This window comes from Spiroplasma endosymbiont of Polydrusus pterygomalis, assembly GCF_964030635.1.
Lineage (GTDB): Bacteria > Bacillota_I > Bacilli_A > Mycoplasmatales > Mycoplasmataceae > Spiroplasma.
The window spans coordinates 1,125,802-1,142,734 of record NZ_OZ034909.1 but is presented as its reverse complement, the minus strand read 5'-3'; the positions used below and the strand labels follow the sequence as shown (position 1 = coordinate 1,142,734).

Annotated in this window: 28 protein-coding genes; 20 read left to right on the top strand and 8 right to left on the bottom strand. The window is 24.2% G+C overall.

Features of this window, described 5'->3' with window-relative positions; all coding sequences use genetic code 4:
* Positions 1 to 2: 2 nt before the first annotated feature.
* From ACQH23_RS07450 to ACQH23_RS07435, 4 genes are all read left to right on the top strand, one after another.
* On the top strand, positions 3 to 752 hold the full coding sequence (locus ACQH23_RS07450) for an IS30 family transposase (protein ID WP_425379325.1): 750 nt from the start codon (positions 3 to 5) through the stop codon (positions 750 to 752).
* Positions 753 to 2,921: a hypothetical protein gene (locus ACQH23_RS07445; RefSeq protein ID WP_425377828.1), complete on the top strand. Its 2,169-nt coding sequence runs from the start codon at positions 753 to 755 to the stop codon at positions 2,919 to 2,921.
* Between the two features lie 103 nt (positions 2,922 to 3,024).
* Positions 3,025 to 3,600, top strand: a complete 576-nt coding sequence (locus tag ACQH23_RS07440) for a transposase (RefSeq protein WP_425377816.1) — start codon at positions 3,025 to 3,027, stop codon at positions 3,598 to 3,600.
* A gap of 1 nt (position 3,601) precedes the next feature.
* The gene (locus ACQH23_RS07435; protein WP_425377815.1) at positions 3,602 to 4,243 is read left to right on the top strand and encodes an IS3 family transposase; all 642 of its coding nucleotides are present in this window, start codon (positions 3,602 to 3,604) and stop codon (positions 4,241 to 4,243) included.
* A 57-nt stretch (positions 4,244 to 4,300) separates the two neighbouring features.
* Here ACQH23_RS07435 and ACQH23_RS07430 read toward each other — a convergent pair whose 3' ends face one another.
* The 6 genes from ACQH23_RS07430 to ACQH23_RS07405 all read right to left on the bottom strand — a co-directional run bounded on the left by ACQH23_RS07430 (position 4,301) and on the right by ACQH23_RS07405 (position 7,704).
* Complete coding sequence (locus ACQH23_RS07430) at positions 4,301 to 4,861, bottom strand: lipoprotein (protein ID WP_425377814.1); 561 nt, start codon at positions 4,859 to 4,861, stop codon at positions 4,301 to 4,303.
* A 106-nt stretch (positions 4,862 to 4,967) separates the two neighbouring features.
* On the bottom strand, positions 4,968 to 5,393 hold the full coding sequence (locus tag ACQH23_RS07425) for a hypothetical protein (RefSeq protein WP_425377813.1): 426 nt from the start codon (positions 5,391 to 5,393) through the stop codon (positions 4,968 to 4,970).
* A 150-nt stretch (positions 5,394 to 5,543) separates the two neighbouring features.
* Positions 5,544 to 5,687, bottom strand: a complete 144-nt coding sequence (locus ACQH23_RS07420; protein ID WP_425377812.1) for a hypothetical protein — start codon at positions 5,685 to 5,687, stop codon at positions 5,544 to 5,546.
* A 124-nt stretch (positions 5,688 to 5,811) separates the two neighbouring features.
* Positions 5,812 to 6,762 (bottom strand): IS30 family transposase, encoded by a 951-nt coding sequence (locus ACQH23_RS07415; protein ID WP_425377811.1) that lies wholly within the window; start codon positions 6,760 to 6,762, stop codon positions 5,812 to 5,814.
* A 79-nt stretch (positions 6,763 to 6,841) separates the two neighbouring features.
* Entirely contained in the window at positions 6,842 to 7,180 is a 339-nt protein-coding gene (locus ACQH23_RS07410) for a hypothetical protein (RefSeq protein WP_425377827.1), read from the bottom strand.
* 260 nt (positions 7,181 to 7,440) lie between these two features.
* Positions 7,441 to 7,704, bottom strand: a complete 264-nt coding sequence (locus ACQH23_RS07405; protein WP_425377809.1) for a hypothetical protein — start codon at positions 7,702 to 7,704, stop codon at positions 7,441 to 7,443.
* Between the two features lie 59 nt (positions 7,705 to 7,763).
* Between ACQH23_RS07405 and ACQH23_RS07400 the strand changes: the two genes are divergently transcribed.
* From ACQH23_RS07400 to ACQH23_RS07375, 6 genes are all read left to right on the top strand, one after another.
* Positions 7,764 to 7,958 (top strand): hypothetical protein, encoded by a 195-nt coding sequence (locus ACQH23_RS07400; protein WP_425377808.1) that lies wholly within the window; start codon positions 7,764 to 7,766, stop codon positions 7,956 to 7,958.
* Complete coding sequence (locus tag ACQH23_RS07395; RefSeq protein ID WP_425377807.1) at positions 7,904 to 8,248, top strand: hypothetical protein; 345 nt, start codon at positions 7,904 to 7,906, stop codon at positions 8,246 to 8,248. The genes ACQH23_RS07400 and ACQH23_RS07395 overlap by 55 nt, the downstream gene beginning before the upstream one ends.
* 13 nt (positions 8,249 to 8,261) lie before the next feature.
* On the top strand, positions 8,262 to 8,528 hold the full coding sequence (locus ACQH23_RS07390; RefSeq protein ID WP_425377806.1) for a hypothetical protein: 267 nt from the start codon (positions 8,262 to 8,264) through the stop codon (positions 8,526 to 8,528).
* Between the two features lie 96 nt (positions 8,529 to 8,624).
* Complete coding sequence (locus ACQH23_RS07385; RefSeq protein ID WP_425377805.1) at positions 8,625 to 9,200, top strand: hypothetical protein; 576 nt, start codon at positions 8,625 to 8,627, stop codon at positions 9,198 to 9,200.
* On the top strand, positions 9,190 to 9,810 hold the full coding sequence (locus ACQH23_RS07380) for a hypothetical protein (protein WP_425377826.1): 621 nt from the start codon (positions 9,190 to 9,192) through the stop codon (positions 9,808 to 9,810). Before ACQH23_RS07385 ends, ACQH23_RS07380 begins: the two co-directional genes overlap by 11 nt.
* Before the next feature lie 163 nt (positions 9,811 to 9,973).
* Positions 9,974 to 10,627 carry a hypothetical protein gene (locus ACQH23_RS07375; RefSeq protein ID WP_425377803.1) on the top strand — a complete coding sequence of 218 codons (654 nt, stop codon included), beginning with the start codon at positions 9,974 to 9,976 and terminating at the stop codon, positions 10,625 to 10,627.
* A gap of 311 nt (positions 10,628 to 10,938) precedes the next feature.
* On the opposite strand, the gene plsY is transcribed toward ACQH23_RS07375, so the two are convergent.
* Positions 10,939 to 11,715 carry a glycerol-3-phosphate 1-O-acyltransferase PlsY gene (gene plsY / locus ACQH23_RS07370; RefSeq protein ID WP_425377802.1) on the bottom strand — a complete coding sequence of 259 codons (777 nt, stop codon included), beginning with the start codon at positions 11,713 to 11,715 and terminating at the stop codon, positions 10,939 to 10,941.
* A 118-nt stretch (positions 11,716 to 11,833) separates the two neighbouring features.
* Positions 11,834 to 12,049 carry a transposase gene (locus ACQH23_RS07365; RefSeq protein ID WP_425377801.1) on the bottom strand — a complete coding sequence of 72 codons (216 nt, stop codon included), beginning with the start codon at positions 12,047 to 12,049 and terminating at the stop codon, positions 11,834 to 11,836.
* Positions 12,050 to 12,240: 191 nt separating this feature from the next.
* On the opposite strand from ACQH23_RS07365, the gene ACQH23_RS07360 reads away from it, so the two are divergent.
* From ACQH23_RS07360 to ACQH23_RS07315, 10 genes are all read left to right on the top strand, one after another.
* Positions 12,241 to 12,504 carry a hypothetical protein gene (locus ACQH23_RS07360; protein ID WP_425377654.1) on the top strand — a complete coding sequence of 88 codons (264 nt, stop codon included), beginning with the start codon at positions 12,241 to 12,243 and terminating at the stop codon, positions 12,502 to 12,504.
* A gap of 173 nt (positions 12,505 to 12,677) precedes the next feature.
* Entirely contained in the window at positions 12,678 to 12,869 is a 192-nt protein-coding gene (locus tag ACQH23_RS07355) for an IS3 family transposase (RefSeq protein ID WP_425377825.1), read from the top strand.
* Positions 12,870 to 13,135: 266 nt separating this feature from the next.
* Positions 13,136 to 13,375 carry a hypothetical protein gene (locus ACQH23_RS07350; protein ID WP_338955090.1) on the top strand — a complete coding sequence of 80 codons (240 nt, stop codon included), beginning with the start codon at positions 13,136 to 13,138 and terminating at the stop codon, positions 13,373 to 13,375.
* Between the two features lie 516 nt (positions 13,376 to 13,891).
* A complete protein-coding gene (locus tag ACQH23_RS07345) occupies positions 13,892 to 14,209 on the top strand; it encodes a hypothetical protein (RefSeq protein ID WP_425377632.1) in 318 nt (105 codons plus the stop codon).
* Positions 14,210 to 14,218: 9 nt separating this feature from the next.
* Entirely contained in the window at positions 14,219 to 14,386 is a 168-nt protein-coding gene (locus ACQH23_RS07340) for a hypothetical protein (RefSeq protein WP_425377633.1), read from the top strand.
* A 13-nt stretch (positions 14,387 to 14,399) separates the two neighbouring features.
* Positions 14,400 to 14,690, top strand: a complete 291-nt coding sequence (locus ACQH23_RS07335; protein ID WP_425377634.1) for a hypothetical protein — start codon at positions 14,400 to 14,402, stop codon at positions 14,688 to 14,690.
* Entirely contained in the window at positions 14,683 to 14,829 is a 147-nt protein-coding gene (locus tag ACQH23_RS07330) for a hypothetical protein (RefSeq protein WP_425377635.1), read from the top strand. Before ACQH23_RS07335 ends, ACQH23_RS07330 begins: the two co-directional genes overlap by 8 nt.
* A gap of 2 nt (positions 14,830 to 14,831) precedes the next feature.
* The gene (locus ACQH23_RS07325; protein WP_425377636.1) at positions 14,832 to 15,608 is read left to right on the top strand and encodes a hypothetical protein; all 777 of its coding nucleotides are present in this window, start codon (positions 14,832 to 14,834) and stop codon (positions 15,606 to 15,608) included.
* 2 nt (positions 15,609 to 15,610) lie between these two features.
* A complete protein-coding gene (locus ACQH23_RS07320) occupies positions 15,611 to 16,477 on the top strand; it encodes a recombinase RecT (RefSeq protein WP_425377637.1) in 867 nt (288 codons plus the stop codon).
* Positions 16,462 to 16,932 carry a hypothetical protein gene (locus ACQH23_RS07315; protein WP_425377671.1) on the top strand — a complete coding sequence of 157 codons (471 nt, stop codon included), beginning with the start codon at positions 16,462 to 16,464 and terminating at the stop codon, positions 16,930 to 16,932. The genes ACQH23_RS07320 and ACQH23_RS07315 overlap by 16 nt, the downstream gene beginning before the upstream one ends.
* Position 16,933: the final 1 nt, after the last annotated feature.

Below are 16,933 nucleotides of genomic sequence, written 5' to 3'. Positions count from 1 at the left end.
ATATTTATTTTCATAAGTTTAAAAATAGAGAATTAGTAAAATATGTACAACAAAAATTATTATTAGGTTGATCACCCGAACAAATTTATGGCAGAATTAAAAATTTTCATAAAGAATGAATTATTAGTTTTAAAACAATTTACAATTGAATTTATTCTGGATTACTTGAAAAAGTTACTAATAAAAATTTAAGAAGAAAAGGTAAGAAACGAAAATATCAAGAAAATCGGGGTAAATTTAATGGTAAATCAATTAAAGAACGAAATGCTAATGTTAATAATCGCGTAACTCTTGGTCATTGAGAAGGTGATACCGTAGTATCATCACGAGGTAAAAGTAAATCATGTTTAATAACTTTAGTTGAAAGAACATCAAGATTTACTTTAGCAATATTAGTTGAAAATAGAACTACTAAAGTTATTAACGAAAATATTAGCCATTATTTATCAATTCTTCCAAATAATCTTGTTAAGACTATAACATTTGATCGTGGTAAAGAATTTGCTAATTGACAACAACTTGAAAAAAATTTAAATGTGAAAATTTATTTTGCTAATGCATATTCACCCTGACAAAGAGGTACTAATGAAAATACTAATGGTTTAATTAGAGAAAAATTTCCTAAAAAATTTAATTTTTCAAACACTACTAAAAATGCAGTTCATAAATTTATATTGTCTTTAAACCAAAGACCAAGAAAAATACTAAATTATCTTTCGCCAATCGAATATTTGGTTAGAAAAATAATTTAGTTGCACTTAACTTTACAATTTGGCAATAAAAAAGTAATTAATTCACGAGATTTATTAATGTATAATATGTATCCTACTGCCCCTGATAAAATAAACACTTATGCATCCCCTGATGTAAGTTGATATAATATTCAAGGTATTCAACCAACTATTATTACTGGTTATGAAAACTGAAAAAAAGATATGGAAAGTAGATATGACTTTTGAAAACAGAAAAATAGTGAAGGTATTGTTATAACTGACCAAGAAAAGTCAACAGCAACCAATCCCGCTGTTGGAACAACTATTAATGAAGAAAATAATGACTCTAAATTTTATTGGTCTAAAAATTGAAAAATAACGCCACCAAGTCAAATAAAAGTAAATAGTGGTGACGTTAATAATATTATTATTACCCAAGCATCATCATATTTTAGAAGAAAAGATGAATTTGGTAATACTGTTGGTAGTGTTAAAATTGAATACAATAAAATGGGTTCATGTAATGTTTGAGATATTTTAAATATGAATAATTTTATTAATCGCCAAATTACTGTCTTACCTTTAAACTATACACAAAAATTAGTGTTTAATCCTTTTACGATACCGGGTGGTGTTGGTAAATTCTTAAACTTTATTTCGTTTGGTATTCCATGAGGCTGAGTTATTAATCAAGATGAAAAAACTTGACCTAATTTTCAATGATTAAATGGATTTATGAGCGCTAATATTTATAGTTTTTATAATGATGCTTTTTGGTCTGAAAAATCAAATGGTAAATGTTATTTACCATTTGAAATATTTAGAGAACAAGGAAATGATAAAGTTGGTGCTATTTTTGGAGCAAATGCCACTAGCTTCGGGTTTACTACTTTATTAACTGATAAATTAGTAGGTACTGTTTTAACTAAGGATGGTAAACCAACAAATAATATAGTTTATTCAACATATAATCTAAAACAATTAAATCAAAAAACTAACCGAATTTATTTAATTAATGAACTTACAACAGCAGTAGATGCTCAAACACCAGTTAGTTATAGTGAAGAAGATAATGATTGTGAATTCTTACAAACACCAGATGGGACAAATTGTAGTTATATTATTGATATGTTTTCAATACAAGCATTATATAAAGGTAATTTTGAAATTATCTTTTATGCTGATAACCCATATACCAATAATGAAGAAGATTATTTAAGATTATCAGTATGGAGTTTCAGAGGTAAAACAAAAAGTACACTAAATAATTATTTACGAGATATGACAACTAATTATAAAACTAGTTTCTTATTACCACACGACTATGAAATACCTACATTTAATTATCCACAATATGTATTACCACCAGTTCCATATAACTATAAAACTTATACAAAAGATATATTAGATGCTAGTTCAATTTATCCATTAAAAACTAAAATTACAGCACCAGCACAATGTACCAATATCATTTCTTTACTTAGAGGAAATAATTTTATTAATTTATTTAATAATGAATTTAATCAAGGTTATTATGAAACTGAAATTGATTTAAAACAAATTGACCCAACAATTCAAAGCATTGATAAATTTATTAGTTCTTATAAAACAATAGAAATAAGTAATATTAATAATTTACAAATTGAATGTATAAAACCATATATAAAGAATTTTATTCCTAATAGAAATATTGATATTTTAGGAGGTGCTAATAGTTGTAAACATAATTTTGGTTCATTAAAAGACACAGTTTTAAGAAATATAGGTTTATCTCAAACTGATAAAGTTAATTTTTATAATACAATAACTTTATATACTAATAATATAATATTAAATGATATTCAAACATTTGCTACTGCATATACTAACGGTTTAACTGGTGATAATTTTTATAATAATACTTATGATTTTCATGGCTCTACCTTATTAATTTTATTGCAAATAACATCATTAGAAAATAAAATTAATAATAAAATTAAAGAAATATATTTACAAGCATATTATACTAATGATGTAAAACTAAAAATTAGATTTACAAAAGTACTATTTCCAGCATTATCAATAGCTTATTTAAATCATAATAGTATGAAATTTTATAAATATTTTGGTAACGATAAATACATAACAATAGATATTAATAACTCAAATGTATTAGGTATAAGAAATAGTAGTACTATTCCCGTTAAACTTACATTTAAACCAAGATAAAAATAGAAAAAAGATTAATGCAATGTTTCTTTTAACTGAGATATATAAATAAAAATTTTTCTAGATTATTATTAATATATAAAGTTAGGAGAAACATTTTTATATGGCTAAAGGTAAAATAAAAGGGTCTAAAGATCATTCTTTTGAATTTAAAGAAAAAATTGTTAATGAATACTCAATTAACAATAAATATTATAGTGAAATAGCAAAAGAATATCATATTAGTTTAGCAACTATTTCAAAATGAGTAAATCAATTTCAACAAAATAAAGAAATTCTAAAAGAACGAAAAAAGCGAAAAGATTTTGAATTAAATAAGTTTAAAAACCCCTTAGAACGTGAAAAGTATTTATTAAAAAAAGAAAATGAAAGAATAAAAGCTGAGAATGAAGTTTTAAAAAAGCTTGAAGCTCTTCCAAATATAAAAACAAAAACAAACATTAGAAAACAAATTGCTTTTATTAAATCAGAATTGCAAGTTTCAAAAATTACTTTATCATGATATTTAAAAGAATTAAGAATTTCATATGATACTTGAAATAAATATTCAAAAAATTGTGATGAATATCAACCAAATATTGATTATTCAATATATGAAATAATTAAAGCAATTCATAGAGAAAATAGTATTAAAGGACACAGACAAATTAAATTATCTTTGGAAGAGCAAAAAAATTAATGTGTCGAATTCAACAGTTTATCGTTATATGAAATTAGCTAATAGAATTTCTAGTGTAAGAATTAAAACAAGAAAAAAAATTAATCATTTCTTAAAAATGACAAATGAACATATTCGACATAAATATCTATTAAAACGTAATTTTAAAGCTGAAAAAACTAATCAAAAGTGATCAATTGATATTACGTATGTTAAAACAATCACAGAATGAGTATATTTATTTGCAATCAAGGATTTATTTAGTAATTTAATAGTAAATTATTCTTTAACAACAACTCCAACAGTAAATTGAGTAAATAATTGTATCAAAGAAGCAATTATTAAAAGAAAAATAATCAAAGGTGAATTAACTATTAATTCTGATCAAGGTATTCATTTCACTTCAAAAGCTTATGAAAAATTATTAAAAAAACACGGTATAAATATAAGTATGTCAAGAAGAGGCAATTGTTTAGATAATTCACCGATTGAAAATTGATTTTCAATTCTTAAAACCGAGAACTCAGAATTATCACACTGTAAAAATATTTTAGAAGTAAAAAATATTGTAGATAATTATATAATTCATTATAATGAAAAAAGAAAAATTTTAAATTTAAAAATGCCACCACTTCAATATGAAATGAAAGCATTTTTTAATTAAAATTCTCAGTTATCTGAAACTGTGCAGAAAAAAGATTTAATATCTTTTTTCCTATTTTTAATTAACTTTTATACTACCATCTTTATCAACAACTAAATATGGTGTTGAGGTATCTAAGTTTCAACGATAAACTGATTTAAAATAATTTTTGTATGGTGGCTTACTAAATTTTTTTATAAACTTACTAGACCCTTCTAAAACTGTCACTGCAACATCTTTTGAATATTTTTTAAATGTTCCTTTAAATGGTTCTTCCGTTTCCATTAATATAAATAATTTATCTAGACCATCTTCTGAAATAACAATTTTTCTTTTTCCATTTTCTTTTGATGTTTCTGTGTCATTTTTAAATTTTGTAATTATTCATTTACTACCGGAATTATTTCGTCATACAACAAAATAATATTTATCATCTATTTGATTAAATGGTTTTTCTTGTGGTGCTATTCATTCTAAATTGTCTTTAATATTTTTATTTGTTGTATTTATTTGGTTTTCTTTTTTTAAATGTTTTAATTCTTCTGGTGTGTATTCTGCTATGTTATCACAAGCAACTAAACTTGTTGCGCTTGTTCCAATTAAAGTGATTATTCCTAAAAAAGTTAATATTTTTTTCATATAATATCCTTTCTATTTTTTATAAAGTTTGTTATTTAATTAAAAATGGAAATAAATTATTGATTTTACTTCCATTATTTTTATATAGATTTAATAACAATATTAATTAACAATTAGGATTAACAACAACTTGATAACATTCATCAAGTGTTCTGTGTCTATTATTTCTAGATCTCGCATCTTCTCTAGCTTCTATGGAACTTAATCATTGATTGCTTGGGATATCATTTATATCTCCGATTTCAACTATCGTAACATTATTTGGATTTCTTCTAATTTCAACAGAATTAAATTCTCCATCAACTTGAACCCCAATTGAGACACCATTTTGATTTACATTCGCCTCTCTTATTCGTTGAGTAAGGTTAGTTGCATTACCGGCCGTTAGTCTTACAATAACAATTCCAGCAATAGTTGTTAAAGCATTATTTAAAGCATTACGACCCATATTTTCATAATCTGGGGCAGCAGTAATTGCAGCAATAATTGCTGCTGAAAGTGTTGAAGCAGCTAAAGCAGCATTATCAGACATTCTTATGTTTCCGATTATATTAGCTGCGGCATTTTTTATAGAAACAGCAAAATATCTTCATGTATTTCTTAGCGGAGTTAAAAAAACATCACTATAATTAAAATTATTTAAATTACTATTTTCATAGTGTCTTTTATCTCTTTTTAAATTTTATAAATTATTTGTTTGTGAATAAATAATACCATTATTTTCTAATTTAATTTCTTCTTCTTTATAAGGGCTGGCAGCAATTATTGTTGGCATAGCGCTTCCACTAATAGTTAATATACTTAATAAACTAAGTAACTTTTTCACACTTGTTTTTCTCCGTTTCTTAATCTTGAAACTTTTTATCAAGATCTATTCCCAGTATATATATATATATATATATATACAAGCAAAATTAGTAATTATTGCCAAATTGTAAAGTTAAGTGCAACTAAATTATTTTTCTAACCAAATATTCGATTGGCGAAAGATAATTTAGTATTTTTCTTGGTCTTTGGTTTAAAGACAATATAAATTTATGAACTGCATTTTTAGTAGTATTTGAAAAATTAAATTTTTTAGGAAATTTTTCTCTAATTAAACCATTAGTATTTTCATTAGTACCTCTTTGTCAGGGTGAATATGCATTAGCAAAATAAATTTTCACATTTAAATTTTTTTCAAGTTGTTGTCAATTAGCAAATTCTTTACCACGATCAAATGTTATAGTCTTAACAAGATTATTTGGAAGAATTGATAAATAATGGCTAATATTTTCGTTAATAACTTTAGTAGTTCTATTTTCAACTAATATTGCTAAAGTAAATCTTGATGTTCTTTCAACTAAAGTTATTAAACATGATTTACTTTTACCTCGTGATGATACTACGGTATCACCTTCTCAATGACCAAGAGTTACGCGATTATTAACATTAGCATTTCGTTCTTTAATTGATTTACCATTAAATTTACCCCGATTTTCTTGATATTTTCGTTTCTTACCTTTTCTTCTTAAATTTTTATTAGTAACTTTTTCAAGTAATCCAGAATAAATTCAATTGTAAATTGTTTTAAAACTAATAATTCATTCTTTATGAAAATTTTTAATTCTGCCATAAATTTGTTCGGGTGATCAACCTAATAATAATTTTTGTTGTACATATTTTACTAATTCTCTATTTTTAAACTTATGAAAATAAATATGTGATTGTTTTCTATTTTCTGCTTTATTTTGTGCAATTAATGAAAAATAATGATTATTATCTTTATTTCTATTAACTTCTCGAATAATAGTACTAATACTTCGATTAAGATTTTTAGCTATTTCACTAATTTTTATTTTAAACTTCAATTTATTCTCAATATAAATTCTTTCATCTATGCCAAGATGTTTATATCCCATATAAAAACTCCTTGCTTTATTTTTTTTAAAATAAACTTAGCATCATAAAATTTTTATATGAGATTTTTTGCAATTTTATTTACTTGCACTTACAAGTATAATTCAGCATTTTTTTAATTTTATTAATTGCAGCATTTAAATTATCAATTACAAGTTTGTTATTATTAAATTTTGATCATTTTACATCAATAATTTCTTTAGTATATCCATCAATTATTGTTGATTGATAATGTTTTTTACCATTTCAAATTAAATAAGTTACATCAGTAAATAAAATTGAAAATCTTTCTTTAATATCATTAAAATTACGATTTACTAAATCAGGATATTTAATTATATTTTTATTTCTATTTTGTTTTATTAATATTTTTCTACGCATACGCTTTACATATTCAGCTTGAATATTATTTTCTTTCATAATTCGCAATACTTTCTTAGCATTATAAACAATGCCATAATCTTCTTTTAAATATTTGGTAATTCGACGATAACCAAATTGTTTTAAATTTTCTTCATAGACTTTTACAATATTCTTTAATGGTTCACTATCCTTACCATTACTTGAATAATTTTTATATTTATCTCAATAACTACGCTTTAAATCTGTTACATCAAGTAATAAATTTAGTGGATATTTATTAATGTTTTCTTTGATAAAAAATACAATTTTTCTTTTATTTAATTGTAAAAGTCATGAAGCTTTTTTAGTAATTCATACCTAACTTTGTAATAGTTTAAATCTCTTTTTTCAAATGATTCTTTTGGACCTTTATTGGTGTTTAAAATCCCTTTCTTAAAATTTTCATACCATGAAGCAACAGTTTTTTTATTAATTGCATATTTTTTTGCAATAAAACTTATACTATTATTTTTAACCTCTTGTCCTATCATTTTTCGAAAATCTGCTGTATATTTATTAAATTTTTGTCCTTTTATTGCCATATAAAAATGCACCTCCTTTAAAGTTAGCAAAGACTTTTTTTCTTTACTTACTTTTTTGGGTGCAGTCTAAGGGTTATAATTTTACTAATATAAATGGTTTACTTATTAATAAACAAGTATGAGCATATCCAATTAATATGGATACCATTCAACAAGTTTTAGATAATGATACTGCTAACCCCCTAAATGAATTGGTAAAGTGCAATATGCAACACCAACTATTTTATATCCAAAAACATGTAAGATTATTTTAGAAAAACAACCAACACAAGAAGAAATTGATCAAGCAATTAATAACTTAAATAAAACTTATCGTTTACCTATTGATTATATTAGAACAATTATTACACAACCTAATTTAGGAAAAATTACAATGTCAGGAGAAACTCCTAATGTTTATGAATTAGAAACAGCAATTAAAGCAAAAAATCCTAGTTATCAAAATGGAGATGCAACATTTACTAATGTAACAGCTACTGGTGCATTAGTAACTGCTAACCCCAATAAATATAGTGAAACCGTTAATTTAACTTATTCAAAATAAGTAATATGTAATTATGAATTTATTAATATTACGAATTTTAACTTTATTAACAGAAAATTTAGGAAATAAACCTTTAATAAATAAGTTTGTTAATTTAATTAATAGAGTTAATCAAGTTCAAAATAAAGTATTAAAGCCAATTAATTATGTTACTGATAAATATAATAAAATTACAAATAAAATTGAAGATATTTATCAGCGATTAAATCCTTATACTTATTTAAATTTAATTAAAAAAGGTCATAAAAAAGAAATTCAACAAATATTAAGTAAATTATAAAAAGATAACAATATTAAAAATAGAGAACAATTTAAAAAAGAAAATTATCTAAACACTAATTGACAACCTTTAAATAGTAGTTGGCTTTATAGTGGTATGTTTAATATAACAAATAAATTAACTTTAACAGGCAATTTAACTATTTTAATATATACAAAAACAGCAAAACATCCGAAATTTTATGGCCCATATGTTTATCCTAGTGTTCCAGTTGAAATTTGAAAATTATTAAGTAATGCAGTATCTAATGCTGGAACTTTATTTTGGCGTTATTGATTAAGAAAATGATTACCTAGTCATTTAAGAGATTATATTAAAAAACGATTACCAAAAGAATTAAAAGAAAAATACCCAAAAGGAAATATTAAATTAACATTACCACATATTCAAAAATTACAACAAATTAAAAAGTTTATTAATAATTTAAAGATTGGGCATTTTAATTTTAATTTTGCTGGTGAAATTAATAATAAAAAATGATATCGAGAGCGAAAAAGTGATGTTAAAAATATTAAGAATTTATATAAAACACCAGTTAAAAGTATGTTTTATAAAATTAATCAAACTATTAAAAAAATTAAAAAAGTACAAAGAAAAGTTAATAGTTATAAACCATCTAATTTAAGAAATAAATATCATAATCAATTAAGGGGTGTGTTATATGGAAAATAATTTAAGTAATTTGTTATTTATAACAGTTGAAGATGTTAAAGAAAGTAAACTTTGACAACCTATTAATGACCGTAAGCAATCTGCTTATAATGATAATTTAATTTATAATGCTATCTTAAAAACTAGTTTATTAATGGATAGATTATCAGGTGGGACAATTTCAGATAAGATTAATAAAAAAGATTTATTTCCATGAGTAAAAAAAGATAATACAGGTTTAATTGAATATGATAAATGATTAAGTTATATTCAATCTGCTTGTTTATTAGCAGTTATGAATTGATATTTACCAAAAGGAGTTAATGATTTAACTGGTAGTGCTTCATTTTCACAAGGTGGAGTTGCTTATTCACAAACTAATGACCCCGAAGCAAATGAAAATATTACTAGAGATGTTAAAAATGCTTTAAAATTAGCTGGTGAAATAATTGATATTATATCTAGTAAAACAGTTACGAGACCACATAATTATCATTTAGGGAATTATGCTCATCCTTGAGAAGAAGAATATAAATATATTACTAAAAAAACATTTTATGACAGTTTATTATTTTATTGCTGAATTATACTTGTAAGTGCAAGTATAATTCAGCACATACAAAAATTTTAAGGGAAAAATAACTGTTGGATCATTTGAATTAGAAGACATTTTTTATCATCGTGTAGAATTGGAAGATGACGGAATTATTGCTATATATACCGGACAAAAAGATGGAACACTTTCTGATTTACACATTGAAAGAAAAAAAGTAAGTTAGAAAGGAATTTAATTAGTGAAACAAGATAAAACAAATTGATTAAAGGGTGTATTACCTTGAAATTGATTTAAAAAAGACCCTATTCCGACTTATAATTGAAATCATAAAGATATTAGAGAATGAGAAAGAAAATATAAAATTAGGAGTTGAGTAGTTAGTTTTTATACATTAATATTTTTAGCATTAAATTGTTGGTTAGAATATGGAATGATTAATGCAATTAATGATCAAATTAATTGATACAATTATGGTCAATATTGAGGCAATGGTATTGCCATTTTATTAACACCTTTATTTACACATGGAATTCAAGGTATATTTGTTGTTAGTAGTAAACCGAAAGTAGATACGAAAATTGATATTCCACGATTAAAAGTTTCTAAAATGGGATTAGTATTTACAATTTTGCCTTTAATTACTTTAATAATTTCTTTAATTATTATTGGAATTGATAAATCAAAATGAAAAAAAGACCATTTAAGACATTGTTTAGATTGTCGGATTAATTCTCGTGTTATTCAACCAAGAATAGCAAAACAATGAAATAATTTAGATGGTATAACAGAAGAAATATTTAAAAATATACAAAACGAAAATATTAAAAAACAAAAACAAGAAGAAAATAACAAAAAATTAAATATAAATAATAATTATGAAACTAATAATTAAATTTTATTAAAATAGACTATATATAGGGGTGGTAGATATTTTGGGTGGTTATATAGCTTAATTTATAAATTATTTTGTTCTGAAAGAATTGATGGCTACTGTTTGAGTAAGGATAAGAAAGGAAGCAAAAATATGAATGAAACATTAATGATTGCTTTACTTGTGTTAGCTGGTGCTGGTGGAATGCACAGTTTCTTTTAACTGAGAATTTTAATTAAAAAATGCTTTCATTTCATATTGAAGTGGTGGCATTTTTTAATTAAAATTCTCAGTTAAAAGAAACATTGCACAATTTAATTATTGCTTATTTTTTAATTATTTGTTGAAATATTTCCAGTTGCTAAATCAGATTTGCCCTTAAAATCATAAGATTTTTCGGTTCCTTTTAATAAACGAGCAATATTTTTATGATGTTTTAAGATTAGGAAGAATGCACTTAAAGTAACAATAATATTAATTAAAGCTAAACTATCATAGTAATTATCGTAATTAACATAATGCAAGTAATTGACTCAAACAAGATGAGAATCTTGGAGTAATTCACCATTGAAATTAATGACATCAATACCACTTAATTGGGGAATCCAACATAATGCTCCTGTCAACAACGCTGCTAAAATTGAAGAAACAGAGACTCGTTTTCAAATAAAAATTGTACTTCATCAAACAACTGTTGCAATTAAAAAGTAATATGGATTAGTCATCCATAATAATCCTAAAAAAGAAGAAACTATTTTACCACCTTTAAATTTATAATAAATTGGATAAGAATGACCAATTAAAACAAAAAAAACTGGAATATAATAACTAGTTGAATCAAAATTAACACCATTAATATTAATACAACTAATACCGAATGCAATAAACATTGTAATTGTAACTTTCAACATATCTAAAAACATAATTGCAAAACCCCACTTTTTCCCTAAGACACGGCTAGTATTTGTAGCACCAGCATTTTTCGAATGATAATCACGCACATCAATCTTATAAATTGTTTTACTAATAAAAATTGATCAACTAAAAGAACCAATTAAGTATCCGATTATTGCAGTAATAGCTGCTCCTAAATATCCATATAATGTCATTGCTTCACCTCTCTTTTACTATTATATAGTAATTAGAAATAATTTGGTCGCATAAAAAAGATTGGGGTATAAAAAATATTAATTTATATTAATTGCCAAATTGTAAAGTTAAGTGCAACTAAATTATTTTTCTAACCAAATATTCGATTGGCGAAAGATAATTTAGTATTTTTCTTGGTCTTTGGTTTAAAGACAATATAAATTTATGAACTGCATTTTTAGTAGTATTTGAAAAATTAAATTTTTTAGGAAATTTTTCTCTAATTAAACCATTAGTATTTTCATTAGTACCTCTTTGTCAGGGTGAATATGCATTAGCAAAATAAATTTTCACATTTAAATTTTTTTCAAGTTGTTGTCAATTAGTAAATTATTTATCCCGATCAAATGTTATAGTCTTAACAAGATTATTTGGCAGAATTGATAAATAATGGCTAATATTTTCGTTAATAACTAGACTGCACCCAAAAAAGTAAGTAAAGAAAAAAAGTCTTTGCTAAACTTTTAAAGGAGGTGCATTTTTATATGGCAAGAAAAGGACAAAAATTTAATAAATATACAGCAGATTTTCGAAAAAGGATAGGACAAGAGGTTAAAAATAATAGTATAAGTTTTATTGCAAAAAAATATGCAATTAATAAAAAAACTGTTGCTTCATGGTATGAAAATTTTAAGAAAGGAATTTTAAACACCAATAAAGGTCCAAAAGAATCATTTGAAAAAAGAGATTTAAACTATTACAAAGTTAGGTATGAATTACTAAAAAAGCTTCATGACTTTTACAATTAAATAAAAGAAAAATTGTATTTTTTATCAAAGAAAACATTAATAAATATCCACTAAATTTATTACTTGATGTAACAGATTTAAAGCGTAGTTATTGAGATAAATATAAAAATTATTCAAGTAATGGTAAGGATAGTGAACCATTAAAGAATATTGTAAAAGTCTATGAAGAAAATTTGAAACAATTTGGTTATCGTCGAATTACCAAATATTTAAAAGAAGATTATGGCATTGTTTATAATGCTAAGAAAGTATTACGAATTATGAAAGAAAATAATATTCAAGCTGAATATGTAAAGCGTATGCGTAGAAAAATATTAATAAAAGGCATCGTGTACGATGAACCTCCAAAAAACAACTCTTGTTAAATAAAAAGGGTTGTTTTTTTATTTGTAAACCCATAATTATTAATTAATTCAGAGAAAGGGCAGCATCTTAAATTCTTAAAATAGAAACTTTTTATCGCAACTTTTTCGTTAACTTAAAGTTGTTTACACATTTATTAAATATCTTATAAATCATTACAAAGTGTACCTTTTTTTTCTCCTAATTTAAGGTGTTGTCCTTTCTCTGTTTTAGTTAATTAATTTGGCTAATAAATAAAAAAACTTAATATCAAAGAAAGGAGTAAGTAATGGAAATTAATACGCAACAAACAATCTGTGATGTTGATAATTGCTATAAATCAATATCATTCATTACCGAAGAATTTTTATCAAATAAAGTTTTATGAACTTGTGATAAACACAAAGATTTATTAAATCGTACAAAAGATAAGAAACAAAAGCGATTTTATCAAAAAATAGAAAATTCAAAAATTATCTTTGATTGAGAAACTGGTTATTTTAAACTTTGATTTTATAAAACAACTTAATGCAGTGTGGGACGGTTATTTTAAATAACTAAGTGCTTCCATAAGAACATGAGTTTAAGCTCATTTCCACAGCCAGCCGAGGCAAGTACTGAAATAGTGTATGAGGAAATATGTAAATCGGCGCTGGTTATATTTAAACTAAGCGATAGTCGTGATAAGTGCAAGGTCAACATCGAACGACAATAAAAATAGAGATGGCCACTTTATAAATAAATTTGCGATATATATTGTCCCATCGAGGATGGCAGCGGTTCTACAAACCACAACGCCAGCACCAGGCTCTTCAAGGTGCAAGTGAATTTATTTTAAAAACTGAACGTTTTGACCTGAAATGGTGCGGATGAAGAGAGAGAATTCTCTGGCTTTACCTCATAAAAACAACTGTCTATTATCTAATAATAAACAAATATTAAATATATTATCGCCACCGCTCACCCCTAGTGAAGCGGATGGCGTAGTAAATAAATAGATAAATACTTATATAACTAATTCTCGCTTTGGCACTTTCACTTGGGAGTGAGTGCCAGCAAATTAAAAATAGGAGGAAATATAATGGAATATAAAAGTTTGTATATTAATAAAACTTGAAATGAAATAACAACATTATTTGATTGAGTGAATTGTCAACCTGTTAATTGTCGTATTTCTCATCATAAAAATCATTATGATTTACAGTGTTTAGAATGAGCAAAAATGTACTTAAATTTATTTGAAGATAAATGAGACGTTATTGCTTCTTATATGCAACATTACAAAATTAACGATATTTTAGATTTAGCATCAGATGGTTGAAAAATATTACAAATTGAGAAAAAAATCAATCAAATAATTTAGGATTTTTATATGAAAAAGTTAAATAAAATTTGTCTTAAACAAAGATATTGAGGTTATTGTTTTCATAAAGAATGCAATAAAGAAAATAAATTGAATGAATTAATGCTTAAAAGTTATTCAGTATCGCAAGAAGATATTACGGATGAACATTTAGCATTAAACAATAAAAATAATTAGGAGGAATAAGAAAATGTCATATTGTATTAGTGATTACTTAAATGAAAAATGAATTAATAATAACGCATTAAAAATTAGTAATAAAGATATTATTTATGCACAAATTGATAGTGACTATGATATGAGTTGAGAATTAAATTTATATCTTAAATTTGGTAATGAAGAGCGACATGTAGGTAATATTTCATTGCCAAAAGATTTTGATTTAAATTTAAAATGATATGAAATTGATGAGGTTAAAGGTTTAATAGATGATTATTTAGAAGATGAAGAAGCAGACTACGAAGTGATAAATTATGAATAATATGTGAAAAGATGAAAGTGGTTATGTTTATAGCGAAGAAGATTTATTTAATATCGCATTAGAAGAATGTTGTTCAGAAGAGACTGCTTACGAATATATTGATAATTTAATTATGGATATGAATTTGGAGGAAATTTAATTATGGCAGATTTAAAGTTAAATAATCAAATTAAAAATATTACCTATCCATTTTATTTAAAAGGTAATGATTTTAAAGAATTAAGTTTAAAAGCATTACCGATTAAAAATTGAATTGATAATCACGGTAAAGAATTAGCAGAGTTTATCTATCGTCATCTTAATCATTATGCATTAAATGGTTATCAAGATATACATTTAAAAGATATACCCAGTGCTATTAGTAAAATTGATTTTGTTTTTAGAGAACCATTAGAATTAATAAAAGATTTTAAAGATGAATTAAATCGAATTAGAGTTAATATTATTAATTTAGAAAAAGTACTTCAAAATAATAAAATTGAAATTAAAAATAGCCTAATACAAGTTCAATACTTAAAACAACAACAGTTTATTCAAACTAAAAAACAAGAACAAGAAAATAGGGTTGAATATGCTAATAACTTAACGCCTGATATGGGGTTAGACATGGACCAAATTGAAGATGAACAAGTTCGTGTTATGGAAGATGTAGCAAAAATAGAACAAGATTTAGAAAAAACTACTAGTAAATTTCGGAAAGAAAAAATATTAATTAAAGATATTGATATTTTGGGTGTTAATGATGATTTTTTACAAAATGCTGATAAATTAGAACTTATTAATTTAATTAAAAATTATTTAATTGTTGATGAACAAATTGTTAAAAACGAAATTAAAAAACAATGAGATAGTAATAAAAACATTAATACTATTGGTGTTAATGGAATTAAATTCAAAATAAATAAAGGAGAGAAATAATTATGAATAATCAAATGGGAATAAAAGAATTAGTAGCAACAGCAGTTAAAGCATATGAATTAAATGTTAATGCTAAATATTTACAAGAAAATTTAATTTCTTTACAAGAACTAAAATTAAAAAATAATCAAAGTTATATGAATTTAGTGGGTAATGCTGATAATGGAAAAATTACAGCCTTAGGAATTATTAATTTAAGTAATAAAGGTTTAATATTCGGAAAAGATTTTAATATTATTCCATTTAAAAATAAATTAACAACTATTATTGATAGTAGTGTGTTTCAAAAAAGAATGGAACAAGAAAATTGAATGTTAAAACGAGGAATTATTTATAAAAGTGAAAAATTTGTATGAGATACCGATTTACAAAAACCAAAATTACATGAAATAGATTTTATGACAAATACCAGTCAATATGAAAATATTATTGGTGCTTATGCTTTTGGAATTAATCGTTTAACTGGTGAAACAAAAGGAATTTTATTAAGAAAAGCCGATATTGACCGTTTAAAAAATAGTAGTCCAAGTGGAAATAGTGAATATTCGCCTTGAAATAAATGACCAAAAGAAATGGTTGAAGCAAAATTATATCGTAAATTAGCCCAAGAATTAGGTGTAGATATTACTGACATTGATTTAGATGAAAAAGAAATTAAAGAAGATGGTAATTTTGATTATATACCTTTTAATGATATTACTGTCGCCAAAAATAAGGGGCATATGAGCGATGAACCCTTATCAAACAATATAAATACCTCATCTTATATAGAAATAGCGGATACAAACAATAATGTAGTTAAAGAAGAAGATATCTCTAATGTAGTACCAACAGTTAATAATAATGATGAAGAATGAGCAACTTGATAAAAATAGGTATTGACCCATCAGGGACTGGTACTACTGCTATCGTTACTTTTAAAGATAATAAATTAATTGATAAATCCGAATATACACATTATGATTGAATTACACAACCCGATATTATTTTAGATGTATTAAGACCAGATGCAATTATTAATATTGAAGATTGTTTATATACATCTGCTAATGCAAGTAAAGATAGGGATGATTTATTAAAAGTAATTGGAACAGTTAAATACAATACAAAAAAAGTACACAATATTAATTGAGTATCACCAAAACACACTAAATCAATTGTTAAAAATATGGAAAATTTAAGTAAATATAATGACAGTTGTATATGAAAATTTGATAAAGATAGTAATTTAATTTATCAATATGGTAAAGGTTGAAAATATAATAATGAGAAAATAAGTAATCATTTACGAGATGCAATTATTATTGCTAATTATGAGGTTTAAT